Origin of the sequence: Paenibacillus whitsoniae, assembly GCF_003955665.1 — a bacterium.
Taxonomy (GTDB): Bacteria; Bacillota; Bacilli; order Paenibacillales; family NBRC-103111; genus Paenibacillus_E; species Paenibacillus_E whitsoniae.
The window spans coordinates 1-25238 of the sequence record NZ_RXHU01000024.1 but is presented as its reverse complement, the minus strand read 5'-3'; the positions used below and the strand labels follow the sequence as shown (position 1 = coordinate 25238).

20 protein-coding genes, 1 riboswitch and 1 other annotated feature are annotated in these 25238 nt (G+C 53.6%); of the genes, 16 read left to right on the top strand and 4 right to left on the bottom strand.

All coding sequences use genetic code 11. The features are described 5' to 3' along the window. Nucleotides 1-31 precede the first annotated feature (31 nt). From EJQ19_RS09475 to EJQ19_RS09420, 12 genes are all read left to right on the top strand, one after another. The gene (locus EJQ19_RS09475) at nt 32-799 is read left to right on the top strand and encodes an SDR family NAD(P)-dependent oxidoreductase (protein ID WP_126140968.1); all 768 of its coding nucleotides are present in this window, start codon (nt 32-34) and stop codon (nt 797-799) included. Next, on the top strand, nt 796-2874 hold the full coding sequence (locus EJQ19_RS09470) for a heparinase II/III domain-containing protein (RefSeq protein ID WP_126140967.1): 2079 nt from the start codon (nt 796-798) through the stop codon (nt 2872-2874). Before EJQ19_RS09475 ends, EJQ19_RS09470 begins: the two co-directional genes overlap by 4 nt. Before the next feature lie 326 nt (nt 2875-3200). Beyond that, a complete protein-coding gene (locus EJQ19_RS09465) occupies nt 3201-5501 on the top strand; it encodes a DUF4962 domain-containing protein (RefSeq protein WP_126140966.1) in 2301 nt (766 codons plus the stop codon). Between the two features lie 387 nt (nt 5502-5888). Next, complete coding sequence (locus tag EJQ19_RS09460) at nt 5889-7241, top strand: extracellular solute-binding protein (RefSeq protein ID WP_126140965.1); 1353 nt, start codon at nt 5889-5891, stop codon at nt 7239-7241. A gap of 95 nt (nt 7242-7336) precedes the next feature. Continuing rightward, nucleotides 7337-8227, top strand: coding sequence for a carbohydrate ABC transporter permease (locus tag EJQ19_RS09455; protein ID WP_126140964.1), 891 nt, complete (start codon nt 7337-7339; stop codon nt 8225-8227). A 17-nt stretch (nt 8228-8244) separates the two neighbouring features. Next, nucleotides 8245-9126: a carbohydrate ABC transporter permease gene (locus EJQ19_RS09450; protein WP_126140963.1), complete on the top strand. Its 882-nt coding sequence runs from the start codon at nt 8245-8247 to the stop codon at nt 9124-9126. Nucleotides 9127-9210: 84 nt separating this feature from the next. Beyond that, nucleotides 9211-11043 (top strand): sensor histidine kinase, encoded by a 1833-nt coding sequence (locus tag EJQ19_RS09445; RefSeq protein ID WP_164716423.1) that lies wholly within the window; start codon nt 9211-9213, stop codon nt 11041-11043. Further along, nucleotides 11040-12236 (top strand): response regulator transcription factor, encoded by a 1197-nt coding sequence (locus EJQ19_RS09440; protein ID WP_126140962.1) that lies wholly within the window; start codon nt 11040-11042, stop codon nt 12234-12236. Before EJQ19_RS09445 ends, EJQ19_RS09440 begins: the two co-directional genes overlap by 4 nt. A gap of 161 nt (nt 12237-12397) precedes the next feature. Further along, nucleotides 12398-12994 carry a C40 family peptidase gene (locus EJQ19_RS09435; RefSeq protein ID WP_241242813.1) on the top strand — a complete coding sequence of 199 codons (597 nt, stop codon included), beginning with the start codon at nt 12398-12400 and terminating at the stop codon, nt 12992-12994. Nucleotides 12995-13079: 85 nt separating this feature from the next. After that, nucleotides 13080-13478, top strand: a complete 399-nt coding sequence (locus tag EJQ19_RS09430) for a pyrophosphohydrolase domain-containing protein (RefSeq protein ID WP_126140961.1) — start codon at nt 13080-13082, stop codon at nt 13476-13478. 12 nt (nt 13479-13490) lie between these two features. Continuing rightward, nucleotides 13491-13709: a helix-turn-helix domain-containing protein gene (locus EJQ19_RS09425; RefSeq protein WP_126140960.1), complete on the top strand. Its 219-nt coding sequence runs from the start codon at nt 13491-13493 to the stop codon at nt 13707-13709. Nucleotides 13710-13885: 176 nt separating this feature from the next. Beyond that, nucleotides 13886-14086, top strand: coding sequence for a cold-shock protein (locus tag EJQ19_RS09420; protein WP_126140957.1), 201 nt, complete (start codon nt 13886-13888; stop codon nt 14084-14086). Nucleotides 14087-14626: 540 nt separating this feature from the next. Here the strand turns inward: EJQ19_RS09420 and EJQ19_RS09415 are convergent. The 3 genes from EJQ19_RS09415 to EJQ19_RS09405 all read right to left on the bottom strand — a co-directional run bounded on the left by EJQ19_RS09415 (nt 14627) and on the right by EJQ19_RS09405 (nt 19437). Next, nucleotides 14627-15640 carry a YncE family protein gene (locus tag EJQ19_RS09415; RefSeq protein ID WP_126140959.1) on the bottom strand — a complete coding sequence of 338 codons (1014 nt, stop codon included), beginning with the start codon at nt 15638-15640 and terminating at the stop codon, nt 14627-14629. A gap of 114 nt (nt 15641-15754) precedes the next feature. Continuing rightward, entirely contained in the window at nt 15755-17089 is a 1335-nt protein-coding gene (locus EJQ19_RS09410) for a 5'-deoxyadenosine deaminase (protein ID WP_126140958.1), read from the bottom strand. Nucleotides 17090-17160: 71 nt separating this feature from the next. Then, nucleotides 17161-17259, bottom strand: a riboswitch (purine riboswitch). Between the two features lie 78 nt (nt 17260-17337). Next, nucleotides 17338-19437: a multicopper oxidase family protein gene (locus tag EJQ19_RS09405; protein ID WP_241242812.1), complete on the bottom strand. Its 2100-nt coding sequence runs from the start codon at nt 19435-19437 to the stop codon at nt 17338-17340. Between the two features lie 331 nt (nt 19438-19768). Here EJQ19_RS09405 and EJQ19_RS09400 point away from each other — a divergent pair, with 331 nt between their 5' ends. From EJQ19_RS09400 to EJQ19_RS09390, 4 genes are all read left to right on the top strand, one after another. Further along, on the top strand, nt 19769-19969 hold the full coding sequence (locus EJQ19_RS09400) for a cold-shock protein (protein ID WP_126140957.1): 201 nt from the start codon (nt 19769-19771) through the stop codon (nt 19967-19969). A 531-nt stretch (nt 19970-20500) separates the two neighbouring features. Then, nucleotides 20501-20779 (top strand): hypothetical protein, encoded by a 279-nt coding sequence (locus EJQ19_RS09395; RefSeq protein WP_126140956.1) that lies wholly within the window; start codon nt 20501-20503, stop codon nt 20777-20779. Between the two features lie 123 nt (nt 20780-20902). Then, on the top strand, nt 20903-21079 hold the full coding sequence (locus EJQ19_RS31770) for a hypothetical protein (protein ID WP_164716421.1): 177 nt from the start codon (nt 20903-20905) through the stop codon (nt 21077-21079). Then, nucleotides 21072-21659, top strand: a complete 588-nt coding sequence (locus EJQ19_RS09390; RefSeq protein ID WP_126140955.1) for an ATPase — start codon at nt 21072-21074, stop codon at nt 21657-21659. Before EJQ19_RS31770 ends, EJQ19_RS09390 begins: the two co-directional genes overlap by 8 nt. A 165-nt stretch (nt 21660-21824) precedes the next feature. On the opposite strand, the gene ileS is transcribed toward EJQ19_RS09390, so the two are convergent. Continuing rightward, complete coding sequence (gene ileS / locus EJQ19_RS09385) at nt 21825-24905, bottom strand: isoleucine--tRNA ligase (RefSeq protein ID WP_126140954.1); 3081 nt, start codon at nt 24903-24905, stop codon at nt 21825-21827. 49 nt (nt 24906-24954) lie between these two features. Continuing rightward, nucleotides 24955-25211, bottom strand: a binding site (T-box leader). Nucleotides 25212-25238 lie beyond the last annotated feature (27 nt).

The window sequence follows — 25238 nt, the reverse complement described above, 5'->3', positions numbered from 1 at the left end:
ACAGTTAAACCAACACATGGGAGGAATTACAATGAACATCAACTTAACGGGGAAAATTGCACTTGTCACAGGATCGAATGCAGGGATTGGCCGCGGTATTGCCTTGGCGCTTGCTGAGCAGGGGGCGAAGGTTGGCGTGAACTGCCTGAGCAATGTGGCCCAGGGTCAGGAAGTGGTGGAAACGATTCGCGCAGCCGGCGGGGAAGCGGTGCTCGTTCAGGCGGATGTGACGGATGTGGAACAAATTGATCGCTTGGTTCGCGAAGTGGAGGAAGCGTTGGGCGGTACGATTGATATTCTGGTCAACAATGCGGGTCACCTGATTCAGCGTGTGCCGAACGTCGACATGACGGAAGAATTGTATGACCGCATTATGAATGTGAATTTTAAAAGCACGGTGTTCGTCTCCAAGCGGGTTTTACCGGGAATGAAGGAAAAAGGCTTTGGCCGCATCATCAACCTGACGTCGGTGGCGGCGCATAACGGCGGCGGCCCTGGTGCCAGCATCTACGCGGCGAGCAAAGGTGCGGTGCTGACGTTTACGAAAGGGTTGGCGAAGGAAGTGGCGGGAAGCGGCATTACCGTCAACAACGTATCGCCGGGCTTCATTGGCAGCACGATGTTCCACGCGACGTTTACTTCGGATGCAGCGCGTCAAGCGACGATTCAAGGCATTCCGCTCGGCCGCGAAGGCAAACCGGACGATGTGGCGGGCGCCGTCCTGTATTTTGCCTCTGAGCTGGGGGCCTACATTACAGGCGAAACGATTGAAGTAAACGGCGGGATGATGATGCGATGAGTACGCGCAGAGAGAACGTCGCACATGCTGCAGAGGGAGCGGGGGCGCTGGAGACGGCGGCCCTGCTCCGCCAAGATCTCGACAGGCTGCTGGCAGCCGGCAGTCTGGTCATTCCACAGGAACCCGGGGGCTGGTGGCACCAGTACGTCTGTCCGCACCATCACACCGAACTGGTGTTCCGTGATGAGGTCGTTTCGGAGACTGTGTTTGCCTGTCCGCACGGCTGTAGCATGGAAGGTGAAGCCTACCGCGGTGCTTGGCTGGTTTTCAAGCATCAGAGCTTGGCGCGGGCGGCTTTGCAGGCGGCTGCGGTTTATGCCGCAGGGGAGAATGTGCGGTATGCTGAGGTCGCGAAGGAGCTGATCGTCGGCTACGCGCGCCAATTCCCGCTGTATCCGGTGCATCCGGATGCGCAGGGCTGGATGCTGAAAGGGCGCGCTTTTCATCAGGCGCTGACGGAGGCGATCTGGTCGACAACATTGATTCGCGCTTATTTGCTGTTGCGCGATCAGGGGGTTCTGTTTGACGCCGAGGAACAGGCGGCGCTGGATGTGTTCTTCGAGCTGCTCGCGACGAGTATGGCGGAGTATCGCCATATCCTGATTCACGAGCGGAACAACGCGGAGAGCAACTACACGGCGTGGCTCAATGCTTCGCTGTCCTGCGTGCATGCGGCACGTGGGGAGCAAGCGTTGTTGGAGGCCCTGATCGAGGGGCAGGGCGGTTTCTTGCATCACTTGTCCATCGGCGTGAAGCCGGACCAGTTGGAATTTGAGGGCAGCACGTATTACCACGTGTTCGTGCTGCGGGCGTATTTGATCGTGGCGGAGATGGCGCAGCGCTTTGGTCTTGATCTCTACGCGGCTGCGGGCGCGGAGGGGCAGTCGCTGCGCGGCATGCTCGAGGCGGTCGCGGATCTCGCGGACGACCAGGGCGCGCTGCCCGCCCTGCATGACGGGCCGCTGGCACGGGGGCCGTACGCCCGCGAGATCGCCGAGATCGCCGAGCAGGGGCTGGCGATCTACGGCATCGTCGGGCTCGCGCCCGTGCGGCGCGAGGCATACCGGCAGCTAGCCGCTGCCGGCGAGGGCGAGGCGCAGCTCGAAGCGCTGCTCTACGGCAAAGGCACGGCGGCTGCCGTCGACGGGGCCCCGTCGCAGCCGCGCAGTGCAAGGCTTTGGCCGCAGTCCGGGTTCGTCCTCGGCCGGGTGGCTGGCAACCCGCTGTCGTTCCTCGCCGATTTCGGCGAGCACGGCGGGTCGCATGGCCACTACGACAAGCTGCATCTGACGCTGATGCATTCTGCCGGGACGCTCACACCAGACTTCGGCATGGTGCCTTACGGCTCTACCATGCGACGGACGTGGTTCGCGGAAACCGCCAGCCACAACACGGTGTCGCTGGGCGGGTACTCACAAGCGCAGCACGAGGGGCGCTGCCTGCGCTATGAAGCGACGGATGCCGCCGTGTCGGTCTGGCTGCAGTCGACGGACGCCTATGCCGGCTGCAAGCTGAACCGGCATCTTCTGCTCACCGGCGAATGGCTGCTGGACTGGTTTCAGGTCGAATTGGCCGGGGAAGCGCAGTCCATCGAATGGTGGCTGCATCCGGTCGTGCCGCCTGTCGCCGCCAGCGAGCCGGTAGAGGGGCAGGTGTTCCCGCTGCAGATTGCTGGAGCGAAGCATGCCGACGGTGAGGCGACGAGCTTCACCGTCGTGGAACTGCCGGTGACGGCGCGTTATGTGCCGTCTGTCCAAACCGATGGGCTGGGCGCAGCACAGCTCAACCTGACGTACCCGGCAGGCGCGGGTGCGATTGCGCATACGGCGCTTGTGCAGCCGGGCGACGAAATCGTCGCCGTGCAAACGCCGGGCGACAGCGTCGATCCGAGCCGCGCCTTGACGGCGGTGCTTCATCGCCGGATGGGGACGCGCGCGGATTTCATCCATGTCTACCGCGCTGGGGACCCGGTAGCGGTGAAGCGGGTTTCCGCCGACAGGGTCAGCTTGACGGTACCGGGCGCGGAGGAAAAAATGGTGCAGTTGACGCAGGAAAACGGACTTCTGTTCAAGTAATTAAGAGGTAGTTCAAAAAGTCGTCTTTTGATCACGAAGCAAGTCAGGAAGCGGATTCGACATCGAATCTTGCGTTCAGCTTTGAAGTGCGGTGCTCATGTAGTTTTGCCTACACTCCGCTCCTCCTTCTTCAGCTGATAAGACTTGATAAGGTGTGGCAACTTATCGCTTCGCATCAACCTTAGTAAACAGATACCGTCTTTTGCAAGACGGCGAGGCTGTTTATCCTGGGCTTCTCGCAACCTTCTCGGTGCTGAAAACCCGACTTTTTGAACTCTCACTAATATGTAAGAGAGCTGTTTGATTATAACCAGGGGGAATGGAAAATGACGTTGTCGCCTTTATATGAGCCGCAGAGCGGTGTGTTAACCGTTCAATACGAACCGAATGAACAAACGGCCCTGCTGGAGAATCCGCCGAGGTTCACCTGGATTCCGGCCAAGCTGGAACATGATCGCTACGTATTGCAAATCTCGCGCTCCGCTGCCTTCGAAGAAGCGGACACACGGACGATCCAGCCAATCCTGTATAACCTATATACCCCGGACGAGGCATTGGAACCGGGCACGTATCACTGGCGGTATGCCCTGCTGGAAGAAGACGGCGGCCACACGGCTTGGAGCAAGGTCCGCCGCTTCCACGTAGCGCCCGGCTTGCCCGAGACGCCGCTGCCCAGCCGGGCACGGCGTTACGCGGAGACGTCTGTGCAGCATCCGCGGCTCTGGCTGCAAGGCTCGGAGGTTGAAGCGTTCCGCGCTCAGCTCGAGACCGATCCAACCTATTGCGGCTTCGACGTCTTTTACGAGAAATCCGTGAAGCCATGGGCAGAGCGCGATCTGGTTGCTGAACCGCTGCCGTATCCGGGCAATAAGCGCGTTGCGAATCTGTGGCGCCAGATGTACATGGACACGCAGGAGGCGCTCTACGGTGTGCGCCATCTCGCCGTTGCGGGCCGACTGCTCGGCGACGAGGCCCTGCTGGACCGTGCCAAGGCGTGGCTGCTGCACGTGAGCTCCTGGAACCCGGACGGCACAACGAGCCGGGATTACAATGACGAGGCGTCCTTCCGGACGGCGGGTGCCATCGCTTGGGGCTATGATTGGCTCTACGACCGCCTGAGCGAGGAGGAGCGTCGTGAGGTACGCCGCGTCCTGCTGGCCCGGACCCGCCAAATCGCCCAGCACTGCATCGAGCATTCGAAGATTCATCATGTGCCTTTTGACAGTCATGCGGTGCGCTCGTTGTCCAGCGTCCTGGTGCCATGCTGCATCGTGCTGCTCCATGAGGAGCCGGAGGTGCAGGAATGGCTGGACTACACAATGGAGTACTATGCGTGCCTGTATTCCCCTTGGGGTGGAGCGGACGGCGGCTGGGCCGAGGGGCCGATGTACTGGACGACGGGCATGGCATTTGTGACCGAAGCGATGAATTTGCTGAAGAAGTACACGGGCATCAACTTCTATCAGCGGCCGTTTTTTACGAAAACCGGCGATTTCCCGCTCTATACCTTTAGTCCGGATACGTTGCGCTGCTCCTTCGGCGACCAATCGACGCTCGGCGACCCGGTCAGCTTGAAGACCGGCTTTAACATCCGCCAATTTGCCGGGTTGACGGGCAACGGCCTGTATCAATGGTACTTTGAGCGCGTGCGCGAGATCGATACCGATTCGGAAATGAAATTTTATAATTATGGCTGGTGGGATTTCCGTTTCGATGAGATGGTGTACCGCCATGACTATCCGCAGGTTGAAGCGGTCGCGCCGACGGATGCGAATATTGAGGGAGTCAAATGGTTCCGCGATATCGGATGGGTCGCGTTCCATTCGAATATGGCGGATCCGGAGCGCCACATTATGTTGTTGACGAAGAGCTCCCCTTACGGCTCTGTGAGCCACAGCCACGGGGACCAGAACGGGTTCTTGCTGCATGCCTACGGCGAACCCCTGGCAATCGAGAGCGGGTATTATGTCGCGTTCAACTCCACGATGCATATGAAATGGCGGAGACAGACGCGGTCGACGAACAATATTTTGATTGACGGTTTGGGGCAGTACGCCGAGAAGGATAAAGTGCTGAATATAGCGGCGAGCGGTATGGTGGAGGTTGCGGAACAGCGCAAAGGCTATGCTTACTCGCGCAGCAACGCGACAGCGGCGTATCAGGAGCATGTGCCTTATTTGGAGCGCTATGTGCGTGAGTTGTACTTCTTCGGTACCTATGTCGTTGTTGTGGATCACATCGACTTGGCGCAGGCCGGAACCGTGGACTGGTTGTTCCAGACGTTATACGAGATGAACGTAAGCGGACAGACGTTCACGGTGCAGGGGCGCAAGGCCGACATGGACGGCCGGTTCGTGTACAGCTCGTCCGGCGAGCTGTCGCTCTCGCAGCGTCAGAGCTTTACGGACGTCGATCCGTCCGAAATTGAAGGATTGCCGCCGCAATGGCATCTCAAGGCGACAACGAAGGCTGCGCGGAATCACCGCATCGCCACATTGCTCGTCCCGATCAAGCATGGCGAACCGAAGTACGTGTCCTATTTTATGGACGATCAGGGCTTTGATGTGCATATCTACTTTACGGAAGATGGCGTCACACATCGCGTGGAAGTGCCGAAAGCGTATTAATATAGGACCTCTCTGCGTGCAAGCGTGGGGAGGTTTTTTTGGTATTTCGAAAGGTGTGTCCCGGAGCGGCGGCTTCCTTCAGTAAAGTACGTCAGTTTCTTTGGGGACGGCGGAGCTGGAGAAGATATGTATCGGTTGGCACAGTGCTTATATAGCTTCCAATCCGTCATTTCAAATTGTAGCGGTTAATGCAGTGCATTCTGGTGCGGCGCTTGCTCTCCTCCCCACATTCCTTCATAAAATCCTCCCCCATCGGGCAACTTATCCCTGTCTGCCAATCTTGAAAAATCAAACATGATACCTAAAGTTCCTGCATTGTAAGGTGCATCCATCAGCAGGCATAATAAGAGCATAAAGAACATCACTCATTTGAGGGGGATATGACTTGTGAAAAAGTTCAAAGTACTTCCAGTCGTCGCGGCAGGCGTTCTTGCCATCAGTTTGACAGCTTGCGGCACCAGCAAAACCGACAACTCCAGCTCGGCTGCGCCTAGCGCATCGGCTAACACAGGCGGCAGCACCACAGAGAAAAAAGAAAACATTACGATTACATTCCAGAACATATATCCGGATCCAACGGACCCGAAAAACGGAATGTTGAAAAAGATCGTGAATGACTACCAATCCAAAAATCCGAACATCAAGATTGAGCTCGACTCCTTGAACACGGACCAGCAAAAGCTGAAGCTGAAAACGCAAGCCGCGTCCAAAGAAGTGCCGGACATTACGGTGGTGAACCCGGCCGCACAAATGAAGCCTTTCGTGGACGCAGGCCTGTTCGCGCCGCTGAACGATATGCTCGACCAAAACGGTTTGAAAGCGACGTTCCAAGAAGGCCTGCTGAACTGGTACACGTTCAACAACAATGTTTACGCGCTGCCTGACGGCAACAACATCGGCGTTGTGTACTACAACAAAGATCTGTTCAAGCAAGCCGGCATCGCCGATGTGCCAAAAACGTTTGAAGAAATGATTCAAGATGTGAAAACACTCAAAGCTAAAGGCATTCAGCCAATGGCGATCGGTGAAAAAGATACGTGGACCGGTTCCTTCTTGTTCATGAACATCCTGCTTCGCACAAACGGCGGTCCTGGGTTCCTGCAAGCGGTTGTGGATGGCAAGAAAACATTCAACGACCCAGCATTTACCGACGCAGTAGGGTCCCTGGAGGATTTGATTCAAGCAGGCGCATTCCAGGAAGGGGTAACCTCTTTCGACTACAACGCAGGCGAGAACTTGTTCAAAACAGGCAAAGCCGCCATGTACTACATGGGAAGCTGGGCAACGGGCGGTATCGAAACGTCTTCCGTTAACGGTAAAGTGGGCGTGTTCAAATTCCCGACGGTTAAAGGCAAAGGTAACCCTGACGAGTTCATGCTTGCACCAGGATCTGCATTCGCGGTATCGGCAAACAGCAAGCATCTGAAAGAAACGAAAGATTTCTTGAACTACTTCATGACGAACTTCCCGAAAGAAGCGTTTGCGGTTAAAGGCGCGGTTGGTCTGGGTCAAAAAGTAGACGGCGACTTCAAAGCTGCTGGTTACTCCGACATGGCGATGGACGTTCTGAACCTGTTCAAAGCTGTGAAAGGCGGCGACATCGCGTTCGACAACACGATGAACCCTGGTACGGCGCAAGGTCACTTGACCAGCATCCAAAACCTCTTCGTTGCCAAGAAAGATCCGGCTGAAGTAGCGAAAGAACATCAAGCAGCTTACGACGCAAATAACAAAAAATAATTTCGCATGAACACCTGCAGGAGATTTACCTGGGACGCCCCCGCGGCGCCCCGGGTAAGTTCCCGTTAGGTAATGCCATGAAGGAGGCAACCCAAGTGAATGTATTAAGAGTCTCCAAGTGGACGATTGCCGCTTTTGTTCTGCCCTGTCTGATCATCTATGTCTGCCTTGTCTTCGTTCCGATTCTGGTTTCGATGTACAGCGGATTGCTGGACTGGAACGGAATTGGCGAATCGAAATTCATCGGCTTGGAAAACTTCCGGACGATGTTGTTCCACGATCCTGTGTTTTGGCCGTCTGTTAAACGGACGCTGATGTTTGCTGTGTTTTCCATGGTGGAAATTCCGGTTGCGCTGGCTGTGGCTATGCTGCTGAACCGCTTTGTTAAAAAACCGAACTTTCTCGTCTCGGCCTATTTCATGCCGGTTATCTTATCCGTTGTTATTATCGGTCAACTATGGAAGACGATTTATAACCCTGCCGCGATGGGCGGGATGCTCAACCAAGTGCTGGAAATGCTTCACTTGAACAGCTGGGCGCATTCCTGGCTGACAGATCCGAAGATTGCCATGTACTCCCTATACTTTGTAGCCCTGTGGCAGTACTTGGGTTACCACACACTGATCCAGTTTACCGGTATCCAGAACATTCCGGCTGAAGTGTATGAAGCTGCGAGAATCGATGGCGCTGAAGGCCTCAAGGCTGACTGGTATATCACTTTCCCTATGAATATTCCGATTTTCAAAATATCGATTGTCCTGGCTTTTATCGGCTCCTTGCAAGCGTTCGACATGATTATGGTCATGACGGGCGGCGGACCTGCGCATGCCACGGACGTCATCTCGACGCTGATGTACAACAACTCGTTCCTGTCCATGAAATACGGATACGGAAGTGCGATGGCGGCATTCCTGGTTATCCTGTGCTTGGCGGCTACGATCATTATTAATGCCATCTTTAACAAACTTGAGAGAAGATTTTCGTGAGGGAAGGAAGTGTCACCATGTTAAACGCAAGGGAAGCGGTTTCGGCCAAACCTGCTATCATACGGAGACGCAAAAGCTTCTCGATCGTTAAGACGCTCGTCCTTCTGCTGCTATCCGTGCTCGTCGTCACCCAATTGTATCCGCTGGTGTGGCTGGCGATTTACTCGCTCAAAACGAATGAGGAAATTTTGTCAGGCCGGTTCTTCGCGCTGCCGCATGTGCTGCAGTGGAAGAACTTCACCGACGCCATCGATGCGGGACATTATTTTCAATACTTGAAAAACTCGTTGTTTGTCACCGTGGTCACCATGGTGTGCGTGCTGTTCCTCAGCTCGCTGGCGGCTTACGCGATAACGCGCTTTAAATGGAAGTACGGCAACATCGTCATGGTAATTTTCCTGATCGGGATGATGATTCCGATGCAGGCGACGCTGCTGCCGCTGATGATCATTTTCAAGCACATGCACATTCTCAACACGCATCTCGCACTCATTCTGCCGTATATCGCGTTCCAAACACCGGTAGCCGTCTTTATCCTCAGCGGTTTCATGCGGTCGATTCCGGCGGAAATTGAAGAGTCTGCGGTTGTCGACGGGGCGGGCGTGTTCAAAATTTTCACAGGCATCATGCTTCCCATTTCGGTGCCGCCTATGATGACAGTCTGTATCCTGACCTTTATCAACATCTGGAACGAGTACATTCTCGCGGCGACATTCATTTCGTCCGAGCGGCTCAAGACGCTGCCTTTCGGGGTTAATTCCTTCGTCAGCCAGTACTCGGTCAACTACGGTGCGATTGGTGCGTTCCTGGTCCTAGGGGCTCTGCCGGTCATCATCATTTACTTCTTATTAGCCGATAAAATTACCAAAGGCATGGTCGCGGGAGCGGTGAAGGGTTAACTTTCACCCCTCTCTTTTTTGCGTTTCCGCCTGTGTGATACAATTAACGTGTATGGCCTCCATGAAAGGGGAGCACGATCCATCTTGAGACGCGGAATGAATTCCATCCATAACCGGCTGTTCATCCTCTTTATGTCCGGTATGTTAGTGTTGGTTGGTATTGTAAGCGTTCTTTATTACCAACGGACGACTCAAATTATCCATAATAAGATCAGCGATCTGGCACAGAAAAATATTTCCCAAACCGTTGGTTTGTTCGACCTCCTGCTGCAAGGGTATGACAGCATTACGAAATCGCTGAACTCCAACTATGAAATGCTCCGTTTAATCGAGGAGCGGGATTCCAGCACAGAGCAGACTGTCAATATTTTCAATGAGCGGCAGATTACGAATATTTTAGGCGCAATCTACTATTCGCGGGACGATATCGTCGGCATTCATGTGATTTCGAGCGGCGGTAAAAACTACAACTATGCCCGCAACTTCGACAGTGTGATCGATGCCAATTTTTCCACGACGGAATGGTACCAAAAGCTGCAGGATTCCTCGGGGGAGATGGTATGGCTGGGCCTCTTGCAAGGCTCGGTCATCAATCAGTTCCAGAAGGAATCGATGTTCGTCTTCGGGCGCAAGCTGTTTGATCTGTCCGATCATCGCGTCATCGGCGTCATGCTGATTGAGACGAATCCGCAGCCGATTCTGGCCGCGCTGTCCAACGTGACGATTTCCCCGAACTCCAAGGTGTATATCGTAGATCAAAATGATCGACTCATCGCCACCACGGCGGAAGACAAACAGAACATCCCGTCTTTTGCCGGGATCCAGCGGCCGGAGGTTAATAAAATTATCGTCGACGACCGTACCGATCAGTTAATCGTGGCGGCTCGTGCGAAAATGTCCGACTGGACCGTCGTCGGCTTGACGCCGAAAGGGGATATTAACGCGGAGATCGTGAAAACCCGTGAATATCTGTACTACGTCCTGGTCATTCTCATCTTCCTGGCCACCGCGCTAGCCGGATTGGTGTCTCGTACGATTGCATCGCCGCTCAAGCTGCTGATCCGCGAGATGAAGCAGGTGGAGATGGGGAACTTCAAAGGCTCCGTGAATGTGAATTCATTCGAAGAGATCAACTCGCTTGTGTCCTCCTTCAATCGGATGGTATACAGGATGGAGGAGCTGATTGAGCGGATCACGCTCGCCTCCATGAGTGAGAAGAACGCGGAGCTGCAGGCGCTTCAGTCGCAGGTGAACCCGCATTTTTTGTATAACACCTTGGATATGATCTACTGGATGCTCGATGAGCAAGAGAACGACCGGCTGGGGAAGGTGATTCTGTCGCTATCCCAAATGTTTCGCTATAGCAGCGACTGGCAGGAGGCCTCGAAAACGACGCTCCGTCAGGAACTGGAGCAAATGCGTCATTACATGACCATTATCGAGAGCCGGCTGGAGGGCCGCGTACAGACCGTTGTGGACGTTAAGCCGGAGTGGCTGGAGGTCATTATGCCGAAGATGACCCTGCAGCCGATTATTGAAAATGCGGTCAAATACGGCCTCGAGCCGCTGCGGGAGCAGGGCGTGCTGCGGGTATGGGCAGAGGTCCACGAAGGGGATCTGCACATCGTGGTCTCGGACAACGGCGTCGGCATTGAGGAGGGTCAGCTCCAGGGCATGCAGGCGCTGCTGACGGAAGATTTTGTTGCTGGAGAAGGGCTGCGAAGCGCCCGAGCCGCTCAGCAGTTGGAGGAAGGAAGCGTGCGCCCTCGGCGGGGCATCGGCCTGACGAATGTGCACAGACGCATCGTGCTGATGTTTGGCGAAAGTTACGGTCTGCGCATCACAAGTAAACGTGAGGAAGGCACAACGGTGACCATTGTGATGCCGCTTCCTCGTAAGGGGGATCATCTAGCATGAATATATTGATCGTAGACGATGAAACGGTTATCCGGGAAGGGATTCAACGGACGCTGCATAATCGTTTTCCCGAGCATGCCATCCATTTGGCGGCGAACGCGGAGCAGGCAGTGTCTTTGCTGCGCAGTGAAGAGATCGATATTGTCATGACCGACATTCTGATGCCGGGGATGAACGGACTTGAACTCATGAAAATGTCCCGGAGCCGCCATCCCCATGTCAAATGGGTGGTGATTTCGGCGTATTCGGAGTTTTCCTACGCCCAGGAGGCGGTGCGGCTCGGCGCCAAAGACTATTTGCTCAAGCCGATCGGCAAGGACGTGCTCACGGATATGATCCGCAAGCTCGGTGAAGAAATCGCGAAAGAGAACGAGCTCATGGAGGAAGCGGAGCTGCTGAAGGTTAACCGCAAGTACCTGCAGGAGGCAGTATTCCAGCGCTGGGTGCAGGGGCTTGATACAGGGCGTATCGACATGGCACCGTTTATGGAGCAATATCCTTATTTTTATCTCATCATGGTGAAAATGGAGACCGATAAGCCTGTCAATCTCGAAAACTTCATTATCGAGAATGTCCTGCTGGAGCTTATCGAGCGCGACGGGAAGGGCTTCGTCACCGTACACGACAGCAAGAGTTTGCTCGGCTTGGTGAGGCCAAACGAAGGGACGACTGTCGCGGGCCTCGTGGAGGAGCTGCGCAGCCATCTCGTCAAATATTTGAAGGTGCCGTTCCAGATTATGAGCACGGAGCGAATCGAGCATATCCAGGACGTGCCGGCGGAAGTGCAGCGCATGCGCCAGGCGTCCACGACGCAGGTGTATGAGCATCACGCAAGCGGCAGCGACCGTTCGGTGGAGGTAGCCCTCCAGTACATCCGCACGCATTACCACGACGATCTCTCCTTGGAGAAAGTCGCATCAATCGTGTACTTGAACCCGGTCTATTTCAGTCAGCTTTTCAAACTGAAGACGGGCCAGGGGTTCAAGGAGTTCGTCATCAATCTGCGCCTGGAACAGGCGAAGCAACTGCTGTTGAATCCGAAGCTGAAGCTGGCGGATGTGGCCGAGCGCATCGGATATCAGGACATGCGCCATTTCTCGCAGGTATTTCGCAAGAAGTTCGGTTTCACGCCATCGGAGTTCAGGCAGGAGCATACTGGCAATAAAGCGGATACATTGCTGTCAAGGGAATAGCTCTCATGGAATTCTCAGACAATTTTAAGAATGCTCGGTAATCGTTGATAGGGCGGGGGTTGCACCCTCCTTTGCTAAATTTTAGGATAGGCGGATTATGCTATGGTAAATAGGCATAGGACGCAATCCTATGATTTCTGCTACTGGAGGAGGCCATAATCATGAAACGGATGAGCAGTAACCGCCTTTGGAAACTTTCCGAAATAAAGGACCGCCAACGATCAGGAAGCTCCCTTCGTGCAACTTTCGTAGGCCTTAGCCTAAGTCTATCTCTGATGGTGGGTTCCGCTTGGATACAACCGCATACGGCTTCGGCAGCGACGGCTGCATCTGTCACGGCCGATGCGACGACGCTTAGCGCGGATGCGACAAGTACGACACGTGCAGACCGCTTAGTCGCGACAGCGAAGTCTTACCTTGGCAAAGTCAAATACCGGTACGGCACGCGCGACACAAAGCGCCTGATACTGGACTGTTCGGCTTTTACGCAGCTTGTTTTCAGCAAGAACGGCATTTCGATTCCATGGGGCTCCAAAGCGCAGACTTCCGTCGGGACGAAAGTATCGTCCAAGTCGAAGCTGGTTAAGGGGGATCTGGTGATGTTCAGCACATCCACACCCGGCAAAATCAATCATGTCGGCATCTATATCGGGAGCGGGAAGTTTATCAGCAATACGACCAGCTCCGGCGTCGCGATCAATTCGATCTACACGGGCTACTGGGGCAGCCGGTTTATCCAAGGTCGTCACCTGAAGTAAGGCAGCTAGAGGCCGATTGCATTGACCAAGCTTCCCTGCACGTGGTATATAAAAGGAAACCATTTTTGGGGAGCTGAACGACCGTATGCCGCTAAAGAAAGCCTATGAAGCCGTTAAACAATTTCATGAAACGTTCGAGCATCCGATCGGCCGCTCACCGCAGCGGCTGACGGACGAACGCAAGGCCGCACGCCTTGCGTGGATGCAGGAGGAGCTCGACGAGTTCAAAGAAGCGGCAACGCTTGAGGACGAAGTCGATGCGATGATCGACGAGCTGTATTTTGTGCTGGGGACGCTGGTGGAGATGGGCGTGGAGCCTGGGCCGATTTTTGACATCGTGCAGCATGCGAACATGTCCAAGGTATGGCCGGACGGTCTCGTTCACAAGAACGAACTGGGCAAAACCATCAAGCCGCCGCACTGGGAAGACCCGTTCGACAAAATTAGAGCGGAAATTCATAGACAACAAATGAAGAAAGATTGAGGTGAGGCCTCCGTGGCCTTTCATATTCGGTTAAAAGAGCTGCGGCAGCAGCAAAATCTCACCATTCGCAAGCTCAGTGAGAAGGCCGGAATCTCGTATTCCGTCTTGAATGCCATCGAAAACGGTCGAACGCTGCCGTCGAAAGATGTCGCTTTAGCGCTGGCGATTGCCCTCCGTCTGGAGGATCGCGATGCCTTGATAGACCTAGCAAAAAATCCCTCCGAGGGTTAATTGCATTATGCAATTTTGTGTGATACAGTAGGTATAGACTTGGAGGTTTAACCTGGAATTGCATATTGCAAAGGGTTATCTTTTTAAGCAGACGGTACCCTTTTCAATATGTAATTTTTTTTGTACGAAAACTACGAAAAAGAACATGTTAATTTAATTTTGGAGGTAATATCCCCATGGCAGTAGGAACAGTAAAATGGTTTAACGCAGAAAAAGGTTTTGGTTTCATCGAAGTTGAAGGCGGCAACGATGTATTCGTACATTTCTCCGCAATTCAAGGCGAAGGCTTCAAAACACTTGACGAAGGTCAACAAGTTGAATTCAACGTTGTTCAAGGCAACCGCGGACCACAAGCTGAGAACGTTGTAAAACTGTAAGCTTGTTCATAAAACAGCCCCTAACTTTGGTTAGGGGCTGTTTTTTTGCGCCGGGCAAGAGAAACACAGTGGAGCAGCAGTCCGTTTGCATGGTGATGGAAGTAAGGCGAGTAAAGTAGCTGAGGTTTGCGTAGTGACGGAAGTGGGGGGGAATGAAACCGTTGTGTGGGAGGGGCGTTACCGCCGGCTGAAGGGCTGAGATCGAAGGTGATGCACGTAGGAAGAGCGGTGATCGGGCCGGGAACCAGCAGATTATACATCAAATTTAACGATTCGGGCGAGATTTGCTCAATTTCCTGCAGAATGTGCAGTTAAAATCAGCGTATTACCGTTAGAAAGCGCTTTCACATGGGTTTGCTTGAGGTTCTGCTGTAAAAAATGCAGGATCCCGTTGAACTTTCGCCGATTTCATTGAATTTGCTGTATGAAATGCAGGAAGCCCCCAAGGTGCACTTCACAGAGGGCTGTGATAGGATGAGCGACACCATCATAGTCGCAGTTGCCCTCTGTAAGCGAGCTTCTAAGAGAGACGCACGTTCGTCAGTCCTGTACGACAGTGATCACGTTTTCACTGCCGACGAACACCTGATTCGTACGCGGGTTAAGCGCGAGGCTGCCGCCGCGGTTGCGCACGGGCAGCAGGGCGAGCTTAGCGTAGCTGAGGCCGCTATAGACGGCCAGCGCTTTTCCTTCGCTGTTCCCGACGAAGATGTGGTGCGTCACCGGGTTCACAAGCAGTGAGGAGAACGTTGGCACGGGGAGCGATTTGACCACGCGGCGGGTGGCGCCGCTAACGACGTAGAGCTTGCCGCTGCCGCTCACTTGCGCAGAGGCGTAGTAGACGCGGTTCAAGCGGGGATTGACCGCGACCGCGTGCTGTCTGCGCCCGAGCCGAATCGGTTTGCTCGGCGCGAGGGAGCCGCCTTGCAGCACGGAGCCGTACGTGCTGAGGTTGTTCCCTAGATAAATCCGGTTCGTCACCGGATTGAGCGCCGGCGCAATGAGCGGATTGCGGCCGACTTTGCGCGTGGCGATCAGCGTAAGCATATCGCCGTTCAGGATATGAACGGAATCGCTGCCGGTATTCGTCACATAGATACGATTTGTGCGTTCATTAACGGCCAACAACGACGGTGATCCCCCGACATGCCAGACATGCAGGATGGCGGCGGTGAGGCCGTCAATGGCATAGATCGCACCGCTCGTACAGGCGACATAGACGCGGCCCGTACCTTGATGCACCGCGATACCGTAGGGATGCTCATCCACACCTAGCGCGGCGATGATTTGATGGGTATTCCCATCGATAAAGGTGACTTTCCCTTCGCGAAAGCTTGTTGCATAAATGCGGTTCGACGCCTCATGAACGGCGAGAAAAAACGTCCCCTCCCCAACCTGGATATACCCTTCCATCTGCCGTGTATCCCCATTCAGCACCCCGATGCGCGTATCCTGATTGGCAAAATAAAGCCGGTTGACCAGGCTGTTTACCTGCATATCCCCGACCGAGCCGTCCACCTTGACGGCGGCGATGACTTTTGGCTTGCGAAGCATGACGCTGCCCCTTTCCCTTAAACTTCCATCTATGGTTTACCCTATGCCATAGCGGAGGGAGAGGTGCCCACGGTTTTGCGAGGGGCGCCGGGTCCAAAGAAAAAACCTCCGCGGTTAGCGGAGGTTGGCGCGCTTCAAGAGCCACTGAATGGCGCGGTTCGCTTCGGGCAGGACGATCGCCTTGTCAATCGTCTTCATGATGCGGTTCTCCATGACGATCCGGCCCCCGATGATCGTCGTCTCCACATCGGCGCGCGTCGCGGAGTACACGATGCGCGAGATCGGGTCCACGTCAAACGACGGGTAGACGTGAAAGTTGTTGAGATCGAGGATCGCCAGGTCGGCTTTTTTGCCGACTTCGAGCGAGCCGATCTCGTGTTCCATGCCCACGGCGCGGGCGCCGCCGATCGTCGCCATACGGAACACCGCATGGGCGTTCATCGTCGTCGGCCCGTGGGCCGGCTTTTGAATCAGCGCGGCTAGCCGCATCTCATTGAACATATCGAGATTGTTGTTGCACGGCGCGCCGTCCGCCCCTAAGCTGACCGAGATGCCCTTCCCAAGCAAGTCGGGCGTCTCGGCGATCCCCGAGGCGAGCTTCAGATTCGAGCCCGGGCAATGGCTCACATGCACGCCGCGCTCGTGGATGATGCGCTTTTCCTCCTCGTCGAGCCAGATGCAGTGCGCCAGAATGAGCCGCTCATTGGCCAGCCCCAAATGATCGAGGTACACGATGTTGCGCATCCCCGTCTCCGCTTGCACAATCTCGATCTCGCCGCGGTTCTCGGAGGCGTGGGTGTGCACCTTGACGTTGTACCGCTGGGACAACTGCTGAACCTCGCGCAGCAGCTCCTCTGTACACGAGATAACAAAACGCGGCGAAAACGCGTACTGAATGCGCCCGCCGTCGTGGCCGTGCCATTTTTCCAGCAGATCGACGCTTTGTTGTAGAGACTCTGAAGTCTTCTCTTGCAGCGGAAACGGCACCTCGTCGCCTTTATCCATCATGACCTTGCCGGACAAGGCCCGGATGCCGCTCTCGGCAATCGCCTGAAAGGCATAATCCGTATGATGAACCGTCTCCATATCGACGATGGTGGTCGTGCCGCTTTGAATGAGCTCGCCGATGCCGAGCATGGCGGAGTAATAGAGCGATTCCTCGTCATGGGACGCCTCAAGGGGCCAAATGCGCTGTTTAAGCCAATCCATCAGTTCCAGATCGTCGCCTTTGCCGCGAAAGAGGGTCTGGCAGAGATGAATGTGCGTTTGGATGAAACCGGGGATGATCGTGCGGTGTGCAGCGTCAATGACGTACTCGCCCGGCGCGGCGATCAGCTCCGAGCCCATGGCCGTGATGCGATCACCCTCGATGCGCAGATCACCGGTGAAAATGTCGCCGTCCGGGTTCATCGTGATGATTTCGGCGTTTTTAATGAGAATGGTGGACATGGTCGCTACCTCCTACCTTCATTTTATGGCAATGAAGCATAAAAAAAACTAGCCCGGAAAAATATGCAGGCAGGGCCGGGCACATTTTTCGTAGCTAGAAATTTACGGTTTCCAGTAGAGACCCTTAATCCAATTATTAAGGTTATACGAAAAGATACTCTTAGGGTAAACCGGGAGAGGCGATTTTGTCAATGTGTATGTCATTAAACCTGACATCCCCTCCCTCTTTTTTGAAAATGAAGCTCTTTTCACTCCGGATGGTTACTCGTTGCGCTGCCCACCGAGTACGGCGTCGTAATCCCCTCGTACATGAGGTGCATCGACATACCTGCGGCGGCATGAGTCAGATTGTGGCAGTGGTCCATCCACAGGCCCGGGTTATTCGCGACAAAAGCGATTTCGTACGTGTCTCCCGGCAGGACGTCGAGGGTGTCGGACCACCAGGGGCTGCCTGCGGAAGGTTTACCGTTGTGGGACAGTACGAGCACATGATGGCCGTGCAGATGCATCGGATGCTCGACATTGCCGCGGTTCGAGATCGTCGTTTTGACGAGGTCGCCCTCTTTGACCATGAACATTGGCGCATTCGGGAATACTTCCCCGTTCAGCGTATACAAGAAGTTGAAGGTGCGATTATAAAAGCCCAATTTGTTATCCAGCACGAGGTTGAATTCCCGATCGAACTTGCTGTTCGCATCGAATGGCGTAGTCGCAGGCCTGCCGTAGTTCAGCATATCGAAAGCGACCGTTTGCGGGATGGCCGGCACCTCGGCTTGATCGCTGGCGGAGAGCAGCAGGCCGATTTTTTTATTGTTGCCGACGGCTAGATAGACGGGATGATCTGGCATCGCAAACGTTAAATCATAGCGCCCGCCGGTTGTCACCACGACATGTGTGTTCGTGAGCAGATCCGGCTTGTTCAGCTCCGTCCCGTCAATGGCCGCGACTTGGAAAGGCGTACCTACCAAGGTATACGTTTGATCGACCCAGTCATCCGTATTGATCAAACGCAGGCGAACTGGGGTGCCGGGCTCGACTTTTTCGTGGATGAGTTGATCGGACGCGCCGATGGCAAACGTGTTCTTCCACAGGTGGGTCAGCACGGTGATGTCTTTGACCGGCTGTGCCGGCGTTTCCTTGGGCTCGACGATCAGTGTGCCGAACAGCCCTTTGCTGACAGCTTCCTGGGAATCCTGATGCGAGTGATACCAGAACGTGCCCACCTGCTCGGCGCGGAATCGGTACGTATACGTTTCGCCGGGCATCACCGCGTTCTGTGTGGCGCCTGCAACGCCGTCTTCCGCATTGGGGACGTCCAGCCCGTGCCAGTGCGCGGTGACGCCCTCTTCGATATCTTGGTTGGTCAGCGTCACTTCGACCAGATCCCCTTCACGGACGCGCAGTTCAGGTCCCGGAATTTGCCCGTTAAACGTCCAGGCGTCGACGGTTTTGCCGGAGCTGAGGGTGACGGTTTTCTTTTGGGCAACGAGGGTAAAATGCTTGTCGGCCACGCCGTCCTGCGGGCCTTTAAGGTCCGCTACGGACACCATGCCCGGCGCCATGGCGGCGGTACTGCCGCTGTGTTGATGCAGGTTCGCGTCAGATGGCGTCTGACCCCCATAATCGGCGGCTCCGCTGGCCATATCGATCTGCGGCGGCAGCTCGCTCGCCTTGAGGGCGAAGTTGATGCCCAGGATGATTAAGCCCGCTGCGACGGCCAACACGCCAAACATGGTGCTAACGCGTTTCCAGATGTTCGGCACCGTATACGTCTTCAAGCCGATCGTTTGCTGATAGCGAAACTGGTGACGTCCCCACAGCACCACAGCGATTAGCAGCAGAACGCCCAGCGGAATCGCGACATCCAGCCATTTGAACGGCACCGGCGGCACCAGGGCAAAATATAACGCGGTCAACGCCCCAAGCGCGGCCAGCTGGTAGGGAATGATCAAGCCCGGCTGCGCCGCGCGCCCGAAAATCGCCGGTTCCAGGGTCTCCTGCTCCTCGGCCATCGCCTTTTTCAATAAGGAGCGAAGCTTTATCACTTTCGGTACAGCGATGAACCAGATCAGGATGACCGGCAGCGCGACAAGCGGCGCTTCTACATAAAGGCGATCCTGCCAAAAGGCTGCGTCCATCGTGCGCTGCAAGTAAACCGCACCGGCCGTAGTGGCTGCGGCGAGAAGCGCCGGGAACCAGGCCCAGAACAGCAGCTTCCGCGCTTTCCGGTTCATCCGCTCAAGACTGCCGCTGTACAGCAGCCGGCTGGCTTTGACGCCGCCAATCCAGGTGAAAATCACATAAAATAAACAAATGGATAGCATGCTTTGACTGATGATTACGTACACATGAAGCCCTCCTACGTTCTCTATAAGGGTAGTATAGATTTTGAACCCCTTTGCGAGTAACCGTCGGAAGACTAAAACGTACCTAGACCAAAGTTGGGGTTACGCTTCAACCCCTGCTATTCCGCAGAATGGAAGCGCAAACAAGAAAACACTGGAAATGGTTTGCGTTTTCAAAATGGCTGTGATATGATGAATCCAATCGACAAAAAGAACCTGAATTCATACATTGTAAAGGGTTTTCATTTTTGTTTGTGAACCTTATCCAATGTGTGAATTTTTTCTCTTTGCAGAATAAAAAAACATGTTAATAATTTGTTGGAGGTATTTCCCCATGGCAGTAGGAACAGTAAAATGGTTTAACGCAGAAAAAGGTTTTGGTTTCATCGAAGTAGAAGGTGGCAACGATGTATTCGTACACTTCTCCGCAATCCAAGGCGAAGGCTTCAAAACGCTTGACGAAGGTCAACAAGTTGAGTTCAACGTTGTTCAAGGCAACCGCGGACCACAAGCTGAGAACGTTGTAAAACTGTAATTTCAGCGAATTAGAGGGTATCCCGCCAGTCATGCAAATGGCTGAGGGGATACCCTTTTTTGATTTTGTCGGGCTGCCTCCGACGGTCGTATGCTTGGAAGAAAACGAATGTACGCGGCATGGTGAGGGACGGATGAGCGGGCGAATGGGTGGATGGATGCTAACGGTTGTCGCAGGGCTTATTTCATCCAAAAGGCGCCATTCCAGCACGTAACGGTTGCCACGGGGGCTATTTATGCGATTTTGACAAGATTTCACTGGATTTAGGGCAAATAGGCGTTATGGCAACCGTTAGCTTTTGAAAAGGGGCCATTGGCGTCAAATAAGCGCTAGGATAACCGTTATTCTGCGAAATATACATTGTTTACGACTGATGGGAAGGACTGGCATATGGGAAATAACAACGATGATCAATCCTGATATTGGTTTGGCTTGTCGCTTGATGCAGACACATAGGGGTAAGCCTGCTGCAATGCGAAAGGTAGAAATGCCACATCTATGACGCAATTTAGACTGAGAAGGAGCATGAATATGGCAAATCAAAATATTAAAACTTCAAAAAAAGCGATTGTGGATTATTGGTTTGCGAGCAGTTCTTATTTAAAAAAAGGATATGAAAAGCAGTTAACAGATTATATGTTATCTACCAAATACAAGAATGCATTTTATTTAATTGCTTGTTTCACGGATGATGAGTACGATAAAAGCAAGAGATTTATTAGAGAACATGTTTATACTGATACAGTACAGTTGTTCATAAATATATCTATATTAGACTTTAGAAAACGTAAGCCTGCTTCGATCTCATAAGAAATAGAAGTATTTAATTGATATTGGATGGATGAAGAGATGGAATCACCATGTGATATAGAAGCAGTCTGCTGTGTTATAATTTAGTTAAAGGTCGATACTAGTGATGGAAAGGTGAAACCTATGAATAAATTCAAAGATTTAGAGAAGCTTATTAAGCTCACTGGAGATCGCGCCAAGCTAGATGCAAAAGCAAATGACACTTACATCGTTTATAAAACCGTAGAAGGTCAAATTGTAAAGGAATACAACAATGGGGATATTGTTCCTGTCGTCAATTCGGATGGCCCTCATGCATGAACAAACGCCAATTATGTATGTATTCGCCGGCAATAATGGCAGTGGTAAAAGTACCATTCGAAACCTGATCGTTGATCGGTTAGGAATCAGTGTGAACATTGATCCAGATGCTTTGGCACGAGGGATTGATTCTTTGCATCCAGAAAGCCGAAAAGTATCTGCAGGTAAAGAGGCTATTAGATTAGCTAGAGATTGTATTCGCCAAGGGAGAGACTTTTCGGTTGAATCTACATTGGCAGGCGGCAACGCCATTCGTCTCATGCGGGATGCCAAGGACAACAAGTTTGAGATTACGATGTTCTATGTAGGATTGGGCGATTATCATTTAAATATAGAACGAGTTGCAGCACGAGTTAAAAATGGCGGGCATCATATTCCGACTGAGGATATTATCAGAAGACATGATACTTCGATTCGCAATTTACTTAAAAATCATCATTTAATTGATCATCTCGTTGTCATTGATAACAGCAGAGCTGGAGGCGAGATGGTGCTTCAAATCAGTGGTGGTGCGATTACCCATCGTACGGATGTAATTCCTGGTTGGGTAGAACAAATTGAGAAAAGATATTTGAACTGATGGGAGTTGTTATGATATACAGTAAGTGATGCAAGTTCTTTTTCTAAACCCAACACACAGCGTAGCAGGTGCCTAGCTCTCCTTGCAGGCAGTTTCGGATGCCCATCAAGGATTGAAAAAAACCGGCACTCCTTAACGAGTAAGGAATCCCGGTCACGGTGCCAGTTAGGTGATGCTTAGGCCTACGGATTTATTTTCGATGGTTACGACGTCCATGTTATCCTGGCTGCCGAAAGCGAAACTCTCCAGCAGTACATGCTCCTGCAAAACATGCTCAAAACACGTGATCGCTTCCTTCAACTCGTCATCAACGTCCAGAACAAGATGCACGCGCTGCTCAATCGGCAGATCGAGCTTCTTGCGATAGTCTTGCACCGCGCGGATCACTTCGCGGACAAGCCCTTCTTTTTGCAAATCTTCCGTCAGCATTGTGTTCAAGGCTACACTCAGCCCATATCCGGACGCGGAGGCGAACCCTGCTCTGGCCTGCTTGTCGACAAGCAGCTCATCCAGCGCGATCTGAAGCGTTTCGCCTTCAAGCTGAAGCTCCAGATAGCCGTTAGCGACAATGTCGCGGGCTTCTTGCGCGGTAAGCTCTTTCAGAACGTTTTGCAGCGGCCCGACGAATTTGCCGTATTTCTTCCCGGCTGCCTTCAGGTTCAGCTTCATTTTAAAATCCACAAACCCGCTATCCTGCCGCTCCATCCGGACCATCTTCACATTGATCTCTTCCGCAATCATCGCCTCAAATTTGGCCAAGTGAACATCGCCACTTCCCACAACGATCAGCTCTAGCAAAGGTTGCCGCGTTTTGATGCCGGTTTCGTTGCGGACGCTGCGCGCCAGCTCGACGATCCTCATGACGGTTGCCATATCCGCTTCCAGCGCCTGATCGATGAGGTCCTCCCTCACCTGAGGAAAATCAGCCAGATGAACGCTCTGCGTTCCGCCGAGATTGCCGTAGATGTCATCCGACAGGAACGGTGTGTACGGCGCCATCATCAAAGCGATCGTCCGCAAGGCTTCTTCCAGCGTCTGATAGGCGGCGACTTTATCTTCCGTCATGCCGCTTCCCCAGAAGCGATCACGTGAGCGGCGGACATACCAGTTGCTGAGATCGTCCACGAGCACCTCGATTTCTTTTGCGGGATTGAGGAAGTCGTAGGTTTCCAGCCCTTTCGTCACACGCTGCAGCGTGCTGTGTACCCGAGACAGCATCCAGCGATCTAATTCGTTGTCAGAAGTCTTTTTCGGATAGGCCGCCGCCTCATAATTGTCGATCGTCGCGTAGAGCGCATAGAACGAATGGACGTTAACCAGTGTGTCGATGACCTTCGATTTGGCTTCGGCCACGATCGCCTTTGAAAATTTCTTGCTGCTCCATGGGGCGCTGTCGGAAAGCAAAGCCCAGCGGAAAGCATCCGTCCCATAAGCCTCGATGATTTCCCAAGGGTCGATGACATTGCCTTTGCTTTTGGACATCTTCTGCCCGCCCTCATCCAGCACATGCCCCGTCGAAATCACCCCTTTATACGGCGCTTGCCCGTTGTAGAGCGTGGAGACGGCTAACAGACTGAAGAACCAGCCCCGCGTCTGGTCAATGCCCTCGCAGATGAGATCTGCCGGATATTGCTCATGGAACAGCTGCTCATTGCCGAACGGATAGTGATACTGGGCAAAAGGCATCGAGCCGCTGTCGAACCATACGTCCATCACCTCCAGTGTTCGCGACATGACGCCGCCACAGGTACAGCGCAGCTTCACGTCGTCGACGTAAGGCTTATGCAGTTCCAAATGCTCGTCAAGCGGCTGCACGGACCTGGCCCTTAGATCTTTCATGCTGCCCGGCGCATGCTCCGCCCCGCAGTCTTCGCAAACCCATAGATTGAGCGGCGTACCCCAGTAGCGGTTGCGGCTGATATTCCAATCGACGAGGTCCTCCAGGAATTTTCCAAAACGGCCTTCCTGAAGGTGTGAGGGATGCCAGTTAATCTTTTTGTTATTGGCAATGAGCTGGTCTTTGACCGCCGTTGTCTTGATGAACCAGCTCTCCGTCGCGTAGTACAGCAGCGGAGATTTGCAGCGCCAGCAGAACGGATAACTGTGCTCATAGCGTTCTTTGGCAAATAATAAGCCGCGGTCGGCCAAGCTGCGGACGATGTCAACGTCGCAGTCTTTGACGAATCGGCCGGCAAAATCCGTGATCTGGTCGCTGTATCGTCCATCCAGCTTGACGACGTTCACGAAATCGAGCCCATGCTGCTTGACGGTCCGATAGTCGTCCTCGCCGTGCGCCGGCGCCAAGTGGACGATGCCGGTTCCGCTCGCGTCGCTGACATAGTCGGCATCTACGACGACGTGTCCTTTGCCGAGCTGCAAATACCCGAAAGGCGGCTCATATGAGAGGCCAACCAGATCAGAACCTTGAAGCCTGGACAAGACTTCGTAGCCTTCTTTCAACACTTTGGCGGCGAGCTTTTCAGCGACAATGTAGACTTCGCCGTTTTGCCGCACTTTGACGTAAGTCACATCTTTGTTGACCGCTAAAGCCACATTGGCCGGAAGTGTCCAAGGCGTCGTCGTCCAGGCCAGCAAAAATTCCCCGCCCTGTTTGCTTCGAAATTTGACCGTCGCGCTTAAATCTTTGATGTCTTCATACCCTTGCGCGACTTCATGCGAGCTAAGCGTCGTTTGGCAGTCCGGGCAATAGGGGCTCACCCGATGGCCTTTGTACAGCAGCCCTTTGCCATGGATCACGGATAAAATGTGCCAAACACTTTCGATGTACCCGTTCGTCAAGGTGATGTACGGATTGTCCATATCCGTCCAATAGGCGATGGCTTCGGTGAGCTCCCGCCACTGCTTCTCATACTCAAAAACACTGCTTTTGCACTTCTCCACGAATTCCGCGATCCCGTATTTCTCAATTTCAGGCTTGCCGGAGATGCCGAGCTGCTTCTCAACGCCGAGTTCAACGGGCAGTCCGTGGGTATCCCAGCCGGCTTTGCGCACGACCCGATAGCCGGACATCGTTTTGTAACGGCCGATAAAATCCTTGATGACGCGACCTAGCACGTGCCCAATGTGCGGTTTCCCGTTAGCGGTCGGCGGGCCTTCATAAAAGACGAAATTCGGCTTTCCCTCCCGGTTCCGGATGGATTTCGGGAAGGTCTCCTCTTGCCTCCACTGGGCGAGAATGCGCAGTTCGCGGGTTCTTGCTTTCTCTTTGACATCGACTTTTTTCATGGAGAGTCATCCCTTTCTTTTTTATGAAAAAACAAAAAAATCCCGCCCCGTAAGGGACGAGATTGAACTCGCGATACCACCCTTGTTCCGTCGTGATCGTAATCATTACAATCCTCAGGCAACTCCACTACGTACTATCATACGCGTCCTTGGTAACGGCAGGATTCCGGGGCGGCTTACTTCGTATGCTTCAGCCTTCCTTCTCGGAGAGGATTTTCGGTTAACGCTTGAACATTGGCTTTCAGCTCTAGGCCAACTCTCTGGGGATCAAGGGGCTAACGTACTCTTTCTCGTCAACGAATTTAATAAAATATGGGTTCAAAAAGTCGGGTT

Bases quoted from the DNA above. Each gene is read 5' to 3' on its own strand.
- EJQ19_RS31770 (WP_164716421.1), top strand. From the start codon at position 20,903: ATGAATAAATTCAAAGATTTAGAGAAGCTTATTAAGCTCACTGGAGAT.
- EJQ19_RS09440 (WP_126140962.1), top strand. From the start codon at position 11,040: ATGAATATATTGATCGTAGACGATGAAACGGTTATCCGGGAAGGGATT.
- ileS (WP_126140954.1), bottom strand. From the start codon at position 24,905: ATGAAAAAAGTCGATGTCAAAGAGAAAGCAAGAACCCGCGAACTGCGC.
- EJQ19_RS09435 (WP_241242813.1), top strand. From the start codon at position 12,398: ATGAAACGGATGAGCAGTAACCGCCTTTGGAAACTTTCCGAAATAAAG.
- EJQ19_RS09420 (WP_126140957.1), top strand. From the start codon at position 13,886: ATGGCAGTAGGAACAGTAAAATGGTTTAACGCAGAAAAAGGTTTTGGT.
- EJQ19_RS09465 (WP_126140966.1), top strand. From the start codon at position 3,201: ATGACGTTGTCGCCTTTATATGAGCCGCAGAGCGGTGTGTTAACCGTT.
- EJQ19_RS09470 (WP_126140967.1), top strand. From the start codon at position 796: ATGAGTACGCGCAGAGAGAACGTCGCACATGCTGCAGAGGGAGCGGGG.
- EJQ19_RS09415 (WP_126140959.1), bottom strand. From the start codon at position 15,640: ATGCTTCGCAAGCCAAAAGTCATCGCCGCCGTCAAGGTGGACGGCTCG.
- EJQ19_RS09410 (WP_126140958.1), bottom strand. From the start codon at position 17,089: ATGTCCACCATTCTCATTAAAAACGCCGAAATCATCACGATGAACCCG.
- EJQ19_RS09400 (WP_126140957.1), top strand. From the start codon at position 19,769: ATGGCAGTAGGAACAGTAAAATGGTTTAACGCAGAAAAAGGTTTTGGT.
- EJQ19_RS09395 (WP_126140956.1), top strand. From the start codon at position 20,501: ATGGCAAATCAAAATATTAAAACTTCAAAAAAAGCGATTGTGGATTAT.
- EJQ19_RS09475 (WP_126140968.1), top strand. From the start codon at position 32: ATGAACATCAACTTAACGGGGAAAATTGCACTTGTCACAGGATCGAAT.
- EJQ19_RS09450 (WP_126140963.1), top strand. From the start codon at position 8,245: ATGTTAAACGCAAGGGAAGCGGTTTCGGCCAAACCTGCTATCATACGG.
- EJQ19_RS09390 (WP_126140955.1), top strand. From the start codon at position 21,072: ATGCATGAACAAACGCCAATTATGTATGTATTCGCCGGCAATAATGGC.
- EJQ19_RS09430 (WP_126140961.1), top strand. From the start codon at position 13,080: ATGCCGCTAAAGAAAGCCTATGAAGCCGTTAAACAATTTCATGAAACG.